The 18,574-nt window shown below is 75.1% G+C and carries 1 protein-coding gene; it reads left to right on the top strand.

Going from position 1 to position 18,574, the window contains the following annotated elements:
* The first annotated feature begins 101 nt into the window (after positions 1 to 101).
* On the top strand, positions 102 to 18,548 hold the full coding sequence (locus tag SAVERM_RS43715) for a type I polyketide synthase (RefSeq protein ID WP_193427513.1): 18,447 nt from the start codon (positions 102 to 104) through the stop codon (positions 18,546 to 18,548).
* Positions 18,549 to 18,574: the final 26 nt, after the last annotated feature.

Raw genomic sequence — 18,574 nt, 5'->3', positions numbered from 1 at the left:
CGCTTCGCATTTTCCTAGTGAGGTAAGGGAAACACATGGCGGGTGGGTCCGAGGCAGAGGCCGCTGAATTCCGGGCGCGATCCATTCAGCCGATAGCGGTGGTGGGAATGGCGTGCCGGCTGCCGGGTGCGGCGGGACCGGCCGAGTTCCTGGCTCTCCTCCGAAATGGCGAGGACGCCGTCGGTGCCGCTCCCGGGGACCGGCGGTACGCGCCACGGCGGGGCGGATTCCTCGACTCCGTCGACGAGTTCGACGCCGGCTTCTTCGGGATCTCCCCGCGCGAGGCCGCGGCGATGGACCCGCAGCAGCGGCTGGTCCTTGAGCTGAGCTGGGAGGCGCTCGAGGACGCCGGGATCCCGCCCGCCCGCCTCGGCGGCAGCGGCGCCGGGGTCTTCGTGGGCGCCATCGCCGACGACTACGCCACGCTGTCCCGCGCCGCCGGCGCCGACGCCGCCACCCCGCAGACGACGACCGGTCTGAACCGGGGCATCATCGCCAACCGCGTCTCCTACACGCTGGGCCTGCGCGGACCGAGCTTCACCGTGGACTCGGGACAGTCGTCGTCGCTGGTCGCGGTGCATCTGGCGGCCGAGAGCCTGCGCCGGGGCGAGTGCTCCGTGGCCCTGGCGGGCGGGGTGAACCTGATCCTTGCCGAGGACTCCACCGTCGCCGTGGAACGGTTCGGGGCGCTCTCCCCGGACGGGTACTGCTACACCTTCGACGCGCGGGCCAACGGCTATGTGCGCGGCGAGGGCGGTGGCGTCGTCGTACTCAAGCCGCTCGCCGACGCGATCGCCGACGGCGACGACATCCACTGCATCCTCGCGGGCAGCGCGGTGAACAACGACGGCGGCGGCGAGGGGCTGACCGTCCCGGACCGCGCCGGCCAGGAAGCGGTGCTGACCGCCGCGTACGAACAGGCCGGAATCTCCCCGGCCGCCGTCGGCTATGTGGAGCTGCACGGCACCGGAACCCCCACCGGCGATCCCGTCGAGGCCGCCGCCGTCGGGGCCGTTCTCGGCGCCGGGCGTCCGGCCGGGCAGCCGCTGCTGGTCGGCTCCGTCAAGACGAACATCGGCCACCTCGAAGGCGCCGCCGGTATCGCCGGCCTCCTCAAGGCCGTACTGGCCGTGCGCCACCGGGAGATCCCGGCGACCCTGCACCACGCGTCCCCGAACCCGGCCATCCCCATGGCGGAGCTCGGCATCGGCGTCAACACGGCACTCACACCCTGGCCGGAGCAGGCAGGGCCGCTGGTCGTGGGCGTGAGCTCCTTCGGCATGGGCGGCACCAACTGCCACGTGGTGCTCACCGAACCCGCGGGGTACGACGCCGCCGCTCGGCCGGCCACGGCCGGGATCAGGCCCGCCGGGACACCGGCCCCGCTGCTCGTCTCGGGCCGCGACGAACAGGCGCTGCGCGCCCAGGCACGCAAGCTGCGGGACCACCTCGACACGCACCCCGGCCTCCCCCTGCGCGACGTCGCCCACACGCTGGCCGCCGCCCGTGCCCCGCTCGCCCGGCGCGCGGTACTGCTCGCCGCGGACCGGGAGGACGTGTCCGCCGGTCTCGCCCGGCTCGCCGACGGCACACCCGGCGCGGACCTCGTGCGCGGCACGGTCTCCCCGGGCGCGCTCGCGTTCGTCTTCACCGGGCAGGGCAGCCAGCGCCCCGGCATGACCGCCGAGCTGTACCGGACGTCCGCGGAGTACGCCGCCGCCCTGGACGAGGTGTGCGCGAGCCTGGACCCGTGGCTGCGACGGCCGCTGCGGGACGTGCTGTTCGCGGCGGAAGGTTCCGACGAGGCGGCGCTCCTGGACCGTACCGAGTTCACCCAGCCCGCCCTGTTCGCCGTCGAGGTCGCCCTCTTCCGGTACGCCGAGCACTGCGGCCTGACACCGCGGTTCCTGCTCGGTCACTCGGTCGGTGAACTGGCGGCCGCGCACGTCGCCGGAGTCCTCTCCCTGGCGGACGCCTGCACGCTCGTCGCCGCCCGCGGCCGGCTGATGCAGGACCGGCCGGCGACCGGCGCGATGGTGTCGGTCCAGGCCACCGAGGACGAGCTGGCACCGTTCGTCTCCGAGTCGGTGACCCTGGCGGCGCTGAACGGCCCCGCCTCCACGGTGATCGCGGGTGACGAGGACGCCGTACTGGCCGTCGCCGCGCACTGGGCGGCCCGGGGACGCAAGACGAAACGACTGCGGGTCAGCCACGCGTTCCACTCCCCGCACATGGACGGGATGCTCACGGAGTTCCGCCGGATCGCCGCCGGACTGACCTTCGGCGCGCCCCGGATCCCGATCGTCTCCAACGAGACGGGCACCCTGCTCACCGAGGCCGACGCCCGCTCACCGGAGTACTGGGTACGGCACGCCCGTGCCGCCGTGCGCTTCCTGGACGGGGTGCGCCTCCTCGAGGACCAGGGCGTGACCACGCTGCTCGAACTGGGCCCCGACGGGGTGCTGTCGGCCATGGCACGGGACTGCCTGCGCGATGCCGGGACCGTGTGCGTGCCCCTGCTGCGCGGCCGCGACCGGACCGAACCGGAGGCGCTGCTCGCCGCGCTCGCCGGACTGTACGTCCGCGGCGTACCGATGGACTGGGAGCGGACGGCCACCGAGGCGGGCGCACGGCGGGTACCGCTGCCCACGTACGCGTTCCAGCGGAGGCGGCACTGGCTGCCGGAGCCCTCGGCGAGCGCGTCCCGGCCCGTGGTGAACGGTGGTGGGCACGCGGGGCAGGCGGGGCACGCGGGGCAGGCGGGGCGCGCGGGGCAGGCGGGGCACGCCGGGCACGATGGCGAGCCCGCCCCCGCGGTCCGCGACCGTACGACACCGGAACTCGTCCGCGACCGTACGACGCTGGAACTCGTCCGTGACGCCACGGCCCAGGTGCTCGGCCACGCGTCCCCGGACGACGTCGCGACGCACGAGGCGTTCAGGGAACTGGGCTTCAGCTCCCTGATGCTGGCCGAACTCGGTGAACGCCTCACCGAGGCGACCGGCCGCAGGGTGCCCACCACGCTGCTGTTCGACCACCCGACGCCGGACGCCCTCGCGCGCCGGCTCGAGGCCGACGGGGCGGAGCGCACGGACGCAGGCCCGGTGAGCCCGCCGGCCGCCGCCGCGCACGACGACGACCCCATCGTGATCGTCGGTATGGGCTGCCGGCTGCCCGGCGGCGTCCGGTCGCCCGAGGACCTCTGGCGGTTCGTGGCCGCCGGGGGCGACGCGATCTCCGCGCTGCCCGTCGACCGCGGCTGGGAGTTCGCCGCGGACTTCCCCGGCGAGGGCGGGTTCCTCGCGGACGTGGCCGAGTTCGACGCCGGATTCTTCGGGATCTCTCCGCGTGAGGCGCTGGCGATGGATCCGCAGCAGCGGTTGTTGCTGGAGACGTCGTGGGAGGCGCTGGAGCGGGCGGGCGTGGACGCGCTGAAGCTGCGCGGCAGCCGCACCGGCGTCTTCGTCGGCGCCAGCCCCTCGGAGTACGGGCCCCGGCTGCACGAGACCTCCGACGCCGACGGGCATGTGCTGACCGGTACGGCGCCCAGCGTGCTGTCCGGGCGGATCGCCTACGTGCTGGGGCTGGAGGGCCCGGCGCTGACGGTGGACACGGCGTGCTCGTCGTCCCTGGTGGCGCTCCATCTGGCGGCCCAGGCACTGCGGGGCGGCGAGTGCGATCTCGCCCTGGCCGGCGGTGTCACGGTGATGGCGACCTCGGGCATGTTCGCCGAGTTCGCGCGGCAGGGGGGCCTGGCCCCGGACGGCCGGTGCAAGGCGTTCGCCGACGGAGCGGACGGCACGGGCTGGGGCGAGGGTGTCGGGATGCTGGCCGTGCAGCGGCTGTCGGACGCGGTGCGGGACGGGCGTCCGGTGCTGGCGGTGGTGCGGGGTTCGGCGGTGAACTCGGACGGTGCGTCGAACGGTCTGACGGCGCCGAACGGTCCGTCGCAGCAGCGGGTGATCCGGCAGGCGCTCGCTTCGGCCGGGTTGTCGGCGGCGGACGTGGACATGGTGGAGGCGCACGGCACGGGGACGTCGCTCGGCGACCCGATCGAAGCGCAGGCCCTGCTTGCTACGTACGGCCAGGACCGTCCGGACGACCGTCCGCTGTGGCTGGGTTCGGTGAAGTCGAACATCGGTCATACGCAGGCGGCCGCGGGTGTGGCGGGTGTGATCAAGTCCGTACTGGCCCTGCGGAACGGACTGCTGCCCAAGACCCTGCACGTGGACGAGCCGACCCCCGAGGTGGACTGGTCCGCGGGCGCGGTGGAGCTGCTGACGGAGGGGCGGGAGTGGCCGGAGACGGACGGGCCGCGTCGGGCGGGCGTGTCGGCGTTCGGGATCAGCGGCACGAACGCGCACGTGATTCTGGAGCAGGCGCCGTCGGTCGAGGAACCGGTGACCGCGCCTGCGGATGACGGGTTGTTGGTGCCGTGGGTGGTGTCGGCGCGGTCGGAGGAGGCGTTGCGGGCGCAGGCCCGGCGCCTGGCCGACCACGTACGGGAGAGTGGACTTCGGCCGGCCGACGTGGGTCTGTCGCTGGCGGTGACGCGTGCCGGGCTGGAGCACCGGGCGGTGCTGGTCGCGGAGGACGAGGCCGGATTCCTGGCCCACTTGGACGCGCTGGCCGAGGGCAGGACCCCGGCCGGTGTGGTGGTGGAGGGCGGGACGGCGTTCCTGTTCTCGGGGCAGGGCTCCCAGCGCGCGGGCATGGGCCGTGAGCTGTACTCCGCCCACCCCGTGTTCGCGGCCGCCTTCGACGAGGTGTGCGCCGCCTTCGACGGTCTGCTGCCCGGGGCGCTGCGGGAGGTCGTGTTCGGCGGTGCGGGCCTGGACCGGACCGAGTGGGCCCAACCCGCGTTGTTCGCGTTGGAGGTGGCGCTGTTCGAGCTGGTGAGTTCGTGGGGTGTGCGCGCGGATGTGCTGTTGGGCCATTCGATCGGCGAGCTGGCTGCCGCGTATGTGGCGGGGGTGTGGTCGCTGGCGGACGCGTGCCGGATCGTGGCGGCGCGGGGCCGGTTGATGCAGGCGCTGCCGGAGGGCGGTGCGATGGTCGCCGTCGAGGCGGCCGAGGACGAGCTGCCCGACCTTCCCGGGGGTGTGTCGGTGGCTGCGGTGAACGGGCCCCGTTCGCTGGTGCTGTCCGGCGATGAGGAGCCGGTGACCGCGCTCGCGCAAGCGTTTGCTGAACAGGGCAGGCGGACCAAGCAGTTGACGGTCAGTCACGCGTTCCATTCGGCGCGGATGGAGCCGATGCTGGCGGAGTTCGCCGAGACGCTCGCCGCCGTGGAGTTCCGTCCGCCGCGCATCCCCGTCGTGTCGAATGTGACGGGTGAGATGGCGGGCGACGAGTTCACCACCCCCGCCTACTGGGTGCGGCACGTCCGGGAAGCCGTCCGTTTCGCCGACGGGGTCGGCGCGGCCCACGCCGCAGGCGTCCGGCGGTACCTCGAACTCGGTCCGGACGGCACCCTGACCACACTCGCCCACGACACCGCCCACGACGCCGGCCGCGACGTGGCCGCCGTACCCGCGCTGCGGGGCGACCAGCCCGAGACCCGGACCGTGGTGACCGCCGTCGGCCGCCTGTACGCCACCGGGCTGACCGTGGACTGGCCCGCCTTCTTCGCTCCGTACGGTGCCCGCCCAACCGAGCTGCCCACCTACGCCTTCCAGCACCGCCGTTACTGGCTGGAGCCGGTCGCACCGTCGTCCGCGCCCCCGGCGAACCCACTGCGCTACCGCACCGCGTGGGCGTCCGTGCCCGACGGCCCCCGGCCCTCGCTGAGCGGCACCTGGGCCGTCGTCGTACCGGCATCCGGGTCGTACGAGGACATCGTGGCCGGTGTGACGGCCGCACTGCGTGACCATGGCGCGCGGCCCGTCGTGGTGGAGGTCGACCCGGCCGGACCCGAGCGCGCCGACGTCGCGGACACCCTGCGCGCGGCGCTCGGCGAGGACGCCGGGGGAGTGGTGTCGTTGCTCGGGACGGCCGGCTCGCTCTCCTCGGGCGTGGCCGCGACCGCCGTGCTGGTGCAGGCGTGGACCGATCTCGGCGGCGGCGCCCGGCTGTGGTGTCTGACCCGGGGCGCGGTGTCGGTGAGCCCCTCCGACCCGCTGGCCGCGCCGGCGCAGGCGCAGCTGTGGGGGATGGGCCGGGTCGCGGCGCTGGAACACCCGGAGCGCTGGGGCGGGCTCGTCGACCTGCCCGCCGTACCGGACGACCGGGCGTGGACCCGGCTGTGCGCCGTACTGGCGGGCGGAAGCGGCGAGGACCAGGTCGCCGTCCGTGCCGCCGGCCTGTTCGCGCGGCGGCTGGGCCGGGCCGGTACGCGGGCCGACGCCGCCCCCGCCGGGCCGAGCCCCTGGCGTACGGACGGCACGGTGCTCGTGACCGGCGGCACGGGGGCGCTCGGCGCGCACCTCGCGCAGTGGCTGGCGGCGGCCGGAGCCGCGCATGTGCTGCTCACCAGCAGGCGTGGCCCCGACGCCGACGGAGCCGCGGAACTGACGGCGCGGCTGCGCGAGACGGGAACCGAGGTGACGGTCGCCGCGTGCGACGTGACCGACCGGGACGCCCTGGCGGAGCTGCTCTCCGGGCTGCCCGCCGACCGGCCGCTGACCGGTGTCGTACACGCCGCGGGCGTCCTGGACGACGGCGTGCTCGACTCCCTCACCCCCGACCGGTTCGCCGCCGTCGCCGGACCCAAGGTGACCGGGGCGTGGCACCTGCACGAGCTCACCCGGGACCTGGACCTCTCGGCGTTCGTGCTGTTCTCGTCCTTCGCGGGCACCGTGGGCCTGGCCGGGCAGGCCAACTACGCCGCCGCGAACGCGTACCTGGACGCGCTGGCCGTCCACCGGGCCCAGCTCGGCCTGCCCGCGACCGCGGTGGCCTGGGGCTCCTGGTCCGGCGCCGGAATGGCCGCCGACACCGAGGCCGCCCGGCGCCAACTGGCCCGCACCGGGCTCGTCCCCCTCGCCCCGGACGCCGCCCTGGCCGCGCTCGGGCAGGTCATGGACGACGGCGAGACCGCGGTGACCGTCGCCGACGTCGACTGGGACCGGTTCGCGGCGGGCTTCGGACCCGGCCGGCCGAGCCCGCTGCTCACCGGCGTCCCCGAAGTACGGCGCATCGAGGAGCGGGAGACCGGCCGCGCCGGCGCCCCGGCGGAGACGGACCGGCTCGGCGGGCTGACCGGCGACGCGCTGCGCCAGGCACTCGCCGACCTGGTGAGCACCGAGGTCGCCGCCGTCCTCGGGCTGCCGCCCACCGACCGGGTGCGGGAGGACACGACCTTCCGGGCGCTCGGGTTCGACTCGCTGATCGGTGTCGAGTTCCGCAACCGGCTCGCCGCGGCCACCGGCAGGCGGCTGCCGCCGAGCCTTATCTTCGACCACCCGACCCCCGGCAGGCTCGTCGAACACCTGGCGGCAGGCCTGGACGGAACCGGCCCGAACACCGCCGGGGAGGAACGGGTCGCACCGGCCCGTACCCACGACGACCCGGTCGTGATCGTGTCGGCCGCCTGCCGGTTCCCCGGCGGCGTCACGACCCCGGAGGAGCTGTGGCAGCTCGTCCTCGACGGCGGCGACGCCATCGGCCCCTTCCCGGCCGACCGGGGCTGGGACCTCGACCGCCTGTACGACCCGGACCCCGGCAACCCCGGCACCAGTTATGTGCGTGAGGGCGGCTTCCTGACCGACGTGGCGGACTTCGACGCCGCGTTCTTCGGGATCTCGCCGCGCGAGGCGCTGGCCATGGACCCGCAGCAGCGGCTGCTCCTGGAGACCTCGTGGGAGGCGCTGGAGCGCGCCGGCATCGTGCCGGCCTCGCTCGCCGGCAGCCGTACCGGCGTCTTCGTCGGCTCCAACGGCCAGGACTACGCCACCCTGCTCGGCGAGTCCGAGGTCGAGGGGCATGTGCTGACCGGTACGGCGTCCAGCGTGCTCTCCGGCCGTATCGCCTACACCCTGGGGCTCGAAGGACCCGCGCTGACCGTCGACACCGCCTGCTCCTCCTCGCTGGTCGCACTGCACCTCGCCGTCCAGGCGCTGAACGCGGGCGAGTGCGACCTCGCGCTCGCCGCCGGGGTGACCGTGATGTCCAGCCCGGAGATCTTCGTGGAGTTCTCCCGGCAGCGCGGCCTCTCCGCGGACGGGCGCTGCAAGGCGTTCGGGCCCGACGCGGACGGCACCGGCTGGGGCGAGGGCGTGGGCACCGTACTCCTGGAGCGGCTCTCCGACGCCCGCCGGCTGGGACACGACGTGCTGGGCGTGGTGCGCGGCACCGCGGTCAACCAGGACGGCGCGTCCAACGGGCTCAGCGCGCCCAACGGGCCCGCGCAGCAGCGGGTCATCCGCCAGGCGCTCGCCGACGCCGGCTGCGTGCCCTCGGACGTGGACGCCGTGGAGGCGCACGGTACGGGGACCCGGCTGGGCGACCCGATCGAGGCGCAGGCGCTGCTGGCGACGTACGGGCGGGACCGGCCGGCCGACCGGCCGCTGTGGCTCGGCTCCGTGAAGTCGAACATCGGGCACACCCAGGCCGCGGCCGGGATGGCCGGAGTGCTGAAGACCCTGTCCGCGATGCGGCACGGACAGCTGCCGCGCACCCTGCACGCCGCCCGGCCGACCCCGAAGGTCGACTGGACCGAGGGCGCGGTCGAACTGCTCACCGAGACCCGGCCCTGGCCCGCCACCGGCGCCCGGCCGCGACGCGCGGGCGTGTCCGCCTTCGGTGTCAGCGGCACCAACGCCCATGTCATCCTCGAACAGGCACCCGCACCGCAGCCGGCCCGGCCCGCCGTACTGCCACCGCTCCTCAACTCCCCCTCCGTGCCCTGGGTGCTGACCGCCAAGTCCGAAGAAGCGCTGGCCGCCCAGGCGGACCGGCTGAGCGCACGGCTGCCCGAGGCGGCGCCCGCCGAGGTCGGCCGGTCCCTCGTGACGACCAGGGCGACCTGGCCGGAGCGGGCCGTACTCATCGGTGACGGCTCCCCGCACTTCGCGGCGGGGCTCGGCGCGCTGGCCGGCGGCGCGGGGGACCCGCGGGTGGTGCGCGGCACCGCCGACACCCGCGGCCGGGTCGTCTTCGTGTTCCCCGGCCAGGGCGCCCAGTGGGCCGGCATGGCCGCGCGGCTGTGGGAGTCGTCGCCGGTGTTCGCCCAGTGGATGGACCGCTGCGCCGAGGTGCTGGCGCGGCTGACCGACTGGTCGCTGACCGAGGTGATCCATGAGACGCAGGACGCACCCGGACTGGACCGGGTCGACGTGGTGCAGCCCGCGTCCTGGGCCGTGAGCGTGTCACTGGCCGGCCTGTGGCGTGCCTGCGGTGTCGAGCCGGCCGCCGTGGTCGGACACTCTCAGGGCGAGATCGCCGCCGCCTGCGTGGCGGGCGGACTGTCCCTGGAGGACGGCGCCGCCCTCGTGACGCTGCGCAGCAGGCTGATCGCCGAGGAACTGTCCGGGCACGGCGGCATGGTGTCCGTGGCCCTGTCCCCCGCCGACACGGCCGAACGCATCGCCCGCTGGAACGGCGGGATCTGTGTCGCGGCGAACAACAGCCGCCGCTCCACCGTCGTGTCCGGCGAACCGGAAGCGCTGGCCGAACTGCTCGCCGAGTGCGAGGCCGAGGGCGTACGGGCCCGCCGCATCCCCGTGGACTACGCCTCCCACTCCGCCCAGGTGGAGCGGATCGAGCGGCAGCTGACCGAGCTGGCGGCCGGTGTCGCACCGCGCCCGGGGGACATCCCCTTCCACTCCACGACGACCGGCGGCCCGCTCGACACCACGGGCCTGGACGCCGACTACTGGTACCGCAATCTGCGCCGGCCCGTGCTGTTCGGGCCGGTCACCGAGGAACTCCTCGCCCAGGGCCACGACGTGTTCCTGGAGATGAGCCCGCACCCGGTACTCGTCCCCGCGGTGCAGGACGCCGTCGACGCGACCGGCACGACCGCCGCCGCCGTGGGCAGCCTGCGCCGGGACGACGGCGGCCCCGAGCGGTTCACGCTCTCCCTGGCCGAGGCGTTCGTGCGCGGCGCCCCCGTGGACTGGACGGCCGTGCTCGGCACCAGCGGCGCCCGCCGGGTCGAGCTGCCCACCTACCCGTTCCAGCGCGGCCGGTTCTGGCCGGAGCCCCGCACGGCGGCCGCCACGACCGGCGGTGCCGAGGAGGACGCGCCGCTGTGGCGGGCCGTGGACCGCGGCGACCTGGCCGCCGTCGCCGCCGAACTCGCCCTCCCCGACGGGGAGTCGCTGCACGACCTGCACGACCTGGTGCCCGCCCTGTCCGGCTGGCGCCGCAGGCGCAAGGACTCGGCGCTGGTCGACAGCTGGCGCTACCGCGTCTCCTGGACCCCGGTGACCGCCCCGGTCCTGGCCGCCCTGACCGGCGACTGGCTGCTGGTGACCGCGGACCCGGACGGCGAGGCCGCCCGGTGGGCGCGTACGGCGCTCGGCGCGAGCGTCACCGCCCAGCTCACCTCGCCGGACGGCCCGATACCGGCGGGCCCGTGGACAGGCGTGGTGTCCCTGCTGGGACTGGCCGACCGGCCGCACCCGGACCATCCCGTCGTACCGGTGGGCGTCGCGGACACCGTGGCCCTGCTGTCCGCGTTGCGCGAGGCCGGGATCGACGCGCCGCTGTGGGGTCTGACCAGGGGCGCCGTCGGCACCGGACGCTCCGACCAGGTCCGCGCGCCCGGCCAGGCCCAGCTGTGGGGCCTCGGACGGGTCGCCGGCCTGGAGAACCCCGCCGCCTGGGGCGGACTCGTCGACCTGCCCGCCGAACTGGACGACCGCGCCGCCGGACTGCTGCGGGCCGCGCTCGCCGCGGGCGAGGACGAGCAGGAGTACGCGCTGCGCCCCGCCGGGCTGTATGTGCGCAGGCTGGTCCGTGCTCCCCTGGACGGGACGGCGGCGCGACGCTCCTGGCGGCCCCGGCCCGACGGCACGGTCGTCGTCACCGGCGGCACCGGCGCGCTGGGCGCCCGGGTCGCCCGCTGGCTCGCCCACGCGGGCGCCGGACACCTCCTGCTGACCAGCAGGAGCGGTATGGCCGCCGACGGCGCCGACGACCTGGTAGCGGAACTGCGCGCGCTGGGCGCCCGGGTCACGGTCGCCGCCTGCGACGTGGCCGACCGCGCCCAGCTCGCCGCGGCCCTGGACACGGTGCCGGACGAGTTCCCGGTCGCCGCCGTGGTCCACACCGCGGGCGTGAACCGCACCGCCACCCTCGACCGGACCACCCTCGCCGAGCTGGCGGACGTCATGTCGGCGAAGGCCGCCGGCGCCCGCAACCTGGACGAACTCCTCGCCGGTCACGACCTCGACGCGTTCGTCCTCTTCTCCTCCGGCGCCGCGATCTGGGGCAGCGCGGGCCAGGGCGCGTACGCGGCCGCCAACGCGTACGCCGACGCGCTCGCGGCGGACCGGCGCAGGCGCGGCCTCACCGCCACCTCCGTGGCCTGGGGCAGCTGGGCCGGCGGCGGGATGGTCGACGACGACCTGGCGCGGGACCTCGCCCGCGGCGGGGTGCGCTCGATGGACCCGGACCGGGCGATCGGCGCGCTCCAGCAGGCCCTCGACCACGACGAGACCACGCTGACGGTCACCGACATGGACTGGGAGCGCTTCGCCGGGACGTTCACCGCGGCCCGCCCGCGCCCCCTCATCGACGCCATCCCGGAGGCCGCCCGCGCCGCCACGACGGATCCGGCCGCCGGAGAGTCCGAACTGGCCGCCAGGCTGGCCGGGTCGACCGACGGCGAACGCGAACGCGAACTCCTCGACCTGGTCAGGACCGCCGCCGCCCTCGCGCTGGGGCACCGGGGCGCCGAGGCCATCACCCCGTCGAAGCCCTTCAAGGACCTGGGCTTCGACTCCCTGACCGCCGTCGACCTGCGCAACCGGCTCACCGCCGCGACCGGCGTACGTCTGCCCGCCACGCTCGTCTTCGACCACCCCACGCCGCTCGCGGCCGCCGTCGAGTTGCGGACGCGGCTGTTCGGCGGCGACGCGCTCCCGACGTCCGCGGGGTCCGTGGCGCCCACGGCGGCCGAGGCCGACGATCCGGTGGTCATCGTCGCCATGGCCTGCCGGTTCCCCGGTGAGGCGACCTCGCCGGAGAAGCTCTGGGACCTGATCGCGGCGGGCAAGGACGGAATCGGGGACTTCCCCGCCGACCGCGGCTGGAGCGTCGCCGCCGACGCCGCGTTCTCCCAGACCGGCGGGTTCCTCCCGGACGTGGCCGAGTTCGACGCCGGGTTCTTCGGGATCTCGCCGCGTGAGGCGCTGGCGATGGATCCGCAGCAGCGGTTGTTGCTGGAGACGTCGTGGGAGGCGCTGGAGCGGGCGGGCGTGGACGCGCTGAAGCTGCGCGGCAGCCGCACCGGCGTCTTCGTCGGCGCGGGCTCCCACGACTACGGCACCCTGCTCACCTCACTCGAAGGAGGCCAGGACTACGCGCTCACCGGAGCCGTCGGCAGCGTGCTGTCCGGGCGGATCGCCTACGTCCTGGGGCTGGAGGGCCCGGCGCTGACCGTGGACACGGCGTGCTCGTCGTCCCTGGTGGCGCTCCACCTGGCGGCGCAGGCACTGCGGGGCGGCGAATGCGACGTGGCCCTCGCGGGCGGCGTGGCGGTCATGGCCACCCCCGACGCCTTCGACGCGTTCGCGCGGCAGGGGGGCCTGGCCCCGGACGGCCGGTGCAAGGCGTTCGCCGACGGGGCGGACGGCACGGGCTGGGGCGAGGGCGTCGGCGTACTCGTGCTGACGCGCCTGTCCGAGGCGCGGCGTCGCGGCCATGACGTGCTGGCGGTGGTGCGGGGTTCGGCGGTGAACTCGGACGGTGCGTCGAACGGTCTGACGGCGCCGAACGGTCCGTCGCAGCAGCGGGTGATCCGGCAGGCGCTCGCTTCGGCCGGGTTGTCGGCGGCGGACGTGGACATGGTGGAGGCGCACGGCACGGGGACGTCGCTCGGCGACCCGATCGAGGCACAGGCGTTGCTGGCGACGTACGGTCAGGACCGTCCGGCGGACCGTCCGCTGTGGCTGGGTTCGGTGAAGTCGAACATCGGTCATACGCAGGCGGCCGCGGGTGTGGCGGGTGTGATCAAGTCCGTACTGGCCCTGCGGAACGGACTGCTGCCGGCGACGTTGCATGTGGATGAGCCGTCGCGGGAGGTGGACTGGTCCGCGGGTGCGGTGGAGCTGTTGACGGAGGGGCGGGAGTGGCCGGAGACGGACGGGCCGCGTCGGGCGGGCGTGTCGGCGTTCGGGATCAGCGGCACGAACGCGCACGTGATTTTGGAGCAGGCGCCTTCGGTCGAGGAACCGGTGACCGCGCCTGCGGATGACGGGTTGTTGGTGCCGTGGGTGGTGTCGGCGCGGTCGGAGGAGGCGTTGCGGGCGCAGGCCCGGCGACTTGCCGACCATGTGGCAGCCACGGATCTCACCGTCGCGGATGTCGGCTACTCCCTGGCGGGGACGCGTGCGGGGCTGGAGCACCGGGCTGTTCTGACGGGGCGGGAGCGGGAGGACTTCCTGGTCCAGTTGGCCGCGTTGGCGGAGGGTGCGAGTGCCGCGGGGATGGTGCGGGGTGTGGCCGGGGAGGGCGGGACGGCGTTCCTGTTCACCGGTCAGGGTGCGCAGCGTCTGGGTATGGGGCGTGAGCTGTACGAGCGTTTCCCGGTGTTCGCGGCTGCGTTCGACGGGGTGTGTGCGCAGTTGGATCTGTTGCTGGAGCGGCCGGTGAAGGAGGTCGTCTTCACCGACGCGCCGGCGTTGGACCGCACGGTGTTCACGCAGGCCGGGTTGTTCGCGTTGGAGGTGGCGCTGTTCGAGCTGGTGAGCTCGTGGGGTGTGCGCGCGGATGTGCTGCTGGGGCATTCGATCGGCGAGCTGGCGGCCGCGTATGTGGCGGGGGTGTGGTCGCTGGCGGACGCGTGCCGGATCGTGGCGGCGCGGGGCCGGTTGATGCAGGCGCTGCCGGAGGGCGGTGCGATGGTCGCCGTCGAGGCGGCCGAGGACGAGCTGCCCGACCTTCCCGAGGGTGTGTCGGTGGCTGCGGTGAACGGGCCCCGTTCGCTGGTGCTGTCCGGTGATGAGGAGCCGGTGACCGCGCTGGCCCGGACGTTCGCCGAACAGGGCAGGCGGACCAAGCAGTTGGCGGTCAGTCACGCCTTCCACTCCGCGCGGATGGAGCCGATGCTGGCGGAGTTCGCGGAGACGCTCGCCGCGGTGGAGTTCCGTTCGCCGCGTATCCCGGTGGTGTCGAATGTGACGGGTGGGATGGCGGGCGCGGAGTTCACCACTCCCGCCTACTGGGTGCGGCATGTGCGGGAGGCCGTTCGTTTCGCCGATGGTGTGGCGACGGTGCTGGCGCGGGGTGTGGACAGGTTCCTCGAGCTGGGTCCGCGGGGTGCGCTGACCGCGATGGCCGAGGAGACCCTCGACCACACCGGTGCCGACGCCGTGTGCGTGCCCGTACTGCACCCCGAACGCCCCGAGGACGCCACGCTGTTGCACGCGCTGGCCACCGCGTCGGTGACGGGTGCGGCCGTCGACTGGACGACCCCGTTCGCCTGCGCCCGCACCACGGAGCTGCCGACCTACGCCTTCCAGCGCAGGCGCTTCTGGCCGCGGCCCGCCGCGAGCGCGGGCGCCGGCGACCTGGCCGCGGCCGGACTGGCCGAGGCCGGACACCCACTGCTCACGGCATGGCTCCCGTCGCCCGAGGGGGACGGGGTGCTGTGCACCGGCCGGCTGTCCCTCGCGACACATCCGTGGCTCGGCGACCACACGGTCCTCGGCACGGTGCTCGTACCGGGCACCGCGTTCGTCGACCTCGTCGGCTGGGTGGGCGACCGCGTCGGCTGCGGCGGGATACGGGAGCTGACCCTGGCCACGCCACTGGCACTCGCCGAGGACGCGGCGGTACGGCTGCGCGTGGTGCTCGGTGCGCCCGACGACACCGGATGCCGTCCGGTCGCCGTGTACGCGCAGCCGGACACCGAGGACGAGGGAACGGACTGGACCCGGCACGCCGAGGGCCTGCTGGCCCCGGCCGACGCGTCGGACACCCCGGCGGCACCCCCCGGCCCCGCCCTCGACGCATGGCCGGTGCCGGGCGCCGAACCCCTTCCCATGGACGGGTTCTACGAAGGGCTCGCCGACGCCGGTTTCGCCTACGGGCCCCTCTTCCGGGGACTGCGGGCGGCCTGGCGGCGCGGTGACGAGGTCTTCGCCGAGGTGAGCCTGCCCGCCGACGAGAGCGGCGCCGGGTTCGGCGTGCACCCCGCCCTGCTGGACGCGGCGCTGCACGCGCTGGGCCCCGCCGCCCAGGCCTCGGACGAGCCAGGATCGGCCCGGCTGCCGTTCTCCTGGGGCGAGGTGCGGGTGCACGCCGTCGGCGCGGATCTGCTGCGGGTCCGGCTGGTCCGGGCCGCGGACGGCACCGTCACCCTGGACGCCGCCGACGCCGCGGGCCGGCCGGTGGTCTCCATCGGCTCGCTCGTCCTGCGTCCGCTGTCCCCGGACCGCCTGCGCGCCGGTACCCAGGCACCCGACGACGCGCTGTTCGCCACCCGCTGGATACCGCTGGACGTCACGGGCGACACGGGCGACACGGCGCGGGACACCGTCGAGTGCGTGCTGCTCGGCGAGCCGTCGGCGGGCGCCTGGCGTTCCCACCCCGACCTCGCGGCGTACGCGGCGGCCCTCGCGGACGGCAAGGAGACGCCGGGCCCGGTCCTCGCCCGCTGCCCGCTGACCACCGGGGACCCCGCCGAGGCGGCCCGGCGTTCCGCCGAGTGGACCCTCGACCTGCTCCAGCAGTGGCTGGCCGACGACCGGTTGACCGACAGCCACCTCGTGATCGGCACCCGGCACGCGGCCCCCGTCGCCACCCCATACGCGGCCCCCGTCGACGCCACGGACGCGGACGCGGCCCCCGTCGACGCCGGGCACGAAGCCCCCGTCGACACCGCCGCTGCCGCGCTCGCCCAGTCCACCCTCGCCGGCCTCGTCCGTTCCGCCCAGACCGAGAACCCCGCCCGCATCACCCTCGTGGACTTCGACACCACCGCCCCGGACCCGGCCCACCTCACCGCGGCCGTACGCCTCGGCGAGCCGGAAGTCGCCGTCCGGCAGGGCACGTTGTACGCCCGCAGGCTCACCCGTCCGGAGACCGGCCGGGCCCTGACCGTGCCGCCCGGCCCCGGCCCGTGGCGGCTGGACAGCACCGGCCGCGGCTCACTGGACCACCTGGCGCTCGTGCCGTGCCCGGACGCCGCGGCGCCCCTGGCCGAGGGCACGGTGCGGATCGCCGTACACGCCGCCGGGGTGAACTTCCGGGACGTCCTGATCGCCCTCGACATGTATCCCGGCCGGGCGGACCTCGGCACCGAGTGCGCCGGCGTCGTCCTGGAGACGGGACCCGGTGTCACCGGGCTGGCCCCCGGGGACCGGGTGATGGGCATGGTCGCCGGGGCGTTCGGGCCCACCGCGGTCGCCGACCGGCGCGTGCTGGCGCGGATACCGGACGGCTGGTCCTTCGAGACCGCCGCCGCCACCCCGGTCGCCTTCCTGACCGCCTACTACGGCCTGGTGGACCTGGCCGGGCTCGGCGCGGGCGAATCGGTGCTCGTGCACGCCGCCGCCGGCGGGGTCGGGATGGCCGCCGTGCAGCTGGCCCGGCACCTGGGCGCCGAGGTGTTCGGCACCGCGAGCGAACCGAAGTGGAGCACCCTGCTCGACACCGGTCTCGACCGCGCGCACATCGGCTCCTCACGGACGCTCGACTTCGCGGACCTGGTGCGCGAGACGACCGGCGGCGCGGGCGTCGACGTCGTACTGAACTCGCTCGCGGGCGAGTTCACCGACGCCTCGCTGCGCGCGATGCCGCGCGGCGGCCGGTTCGTCGAGATGGGCAAGACCGACCCCCGCGACCCCGAACGCGTCGCCGCCGACCACCCCGGCGTGCGGTACCGCTCCTTCGACCTGGGGGAGGCGGGCCCGGACCGCATCGCCGAGATCCTCGCCCATCTCGTCGAGCTGTTCGAGTCCGGCGCGCTCACCCCGCTGCCCGTCACCACCTGGGACATCCGGGACGCGACGGACGCCTTCCGTGTGCTGAGCCAGGCCACCCTCACCGGCAAGGCGGTCCTGACCGTCCCCGCCGGGTCCGTCCCGTTCGAGGCCGGTGAGACGGTCCTGATCACCGGCGGCACCGGCACCCTGGGCACCCTGCTGGCCCGGCACCTCGTCACCGAGCACGGACTGCGTCATGTCACCCTGGCCGGACGCCGGGGCACGGACACGCCCGAAGTGCGGCAACTGCGCGCCGACCTCGCCGAGATGGGCGCGGAGGTACGGGTCGAGGCCTGCGACGCCGGCGACGAGGACGCCGTACGACGGCTCCTGGAACCGCTCACCGCGCACCACCGCCTGGCCGGAGTCGTCCACGCCGCGGGCGTCACCGACGACGGGGTGGTGTCCGCGCTCGACCGGCGGCGGCTGTCCGCCGTACTGCACCCCAAGGTGCGCGGCGCCTGGAACCTGCACCGGCTCACCGCGCACCTGGCGCCCCGGATGTTCGTCCTGTTCTCCTCCGCCTCGGCCACACTCGGCGCGGCCGGCCAGGGCAACTACGCCGCCGCCAACGCCTTCCTCGACGCGCTCGCCGAGCACCGGCACGCCCGGGGCCTGCCCGCGAGCAGCCTCGCCTGGGGACTGTGGGACCAGGCCAGCGGGATGACCGGGCGCCTCGCGGAACGCGACCGGCAGCGGATGAGCCGGGCCGGCGTCGCCCCCCTCGACTCCGCACACGGCCTCGCGCTGTTCGACACCGCGCTGCTCACCGGTATCCCGGCGCTGACGCCCGCCCGGCTCGACCTGGCCGGACTGCGGGCCAGGGCCGCGCACCAGCCGGTCCCGGCCGTACTGCGGGAACTCGTCCGCGTGCGGCGCGTGGCGGCCACCGGCACGACGGCCCCGACCACGGGGACGCCCGGTGACGCGCGGACGCTGACGGAGCGGCTGGCCGCGCTGTCCCCCGCCGAGCGGCACCGGCTCGTACTGGATCTGGTGCGCGAGCACACCGCGGGCGTCCTCGGTCACGGCTCGGCCGACGACATCGACCCCGACCAGGCGTTCAAGACGCTCGGCTTCGACTCGCTCACCGCGGTCGAACTCCGCAACCGGCTGCGGACGGCCACCTCCCTGACCGTCCCCGCGACCCTGGTCTTCGACCACCCCACCCCGGCGGCGCTCACCGCGCATCTGCTGGAACTCGCCGCGCCGCCGGAGCACGACCCGGTGCTCCAGGTCCTGGGCGAACTCGAACGGCTCGAAGCGGGCGTCGAGGCGCTCGGCCCCGTCGACGGCGCCCACGACGAAGTCGTCGCACGACTGCGCCGGATCCTGCGCAAGGCCGAGGCCGGCTCCGCGCCGGACGGCGGCGGCGAGGACTCCTCGCTCCAGACGGCCTCCGCGGCGGAAGTGCTCGCGTTCATCGACAGCGAATTCGGCGATCTCGCCTAGTACACATACGGAGTTGATCGCAGTGG

The sequence above is a fragment of the Streptomyces avermitilis MA-4680 = NBRC 14893 genome, assembly GCF_000009765.2.
Taxonomy (GTDB): Bacteria; Actinomycetota; Actinomycetes; order Streptomycetales; family Streptomycetaceae; genus Streptomyces; species Streptomyces avermitilis.
The sequence above is the reverse complement of the archived record's forward strand: the minus strand, read 5'-3'. Positions and strand labels throughout refer to the sequence as shown.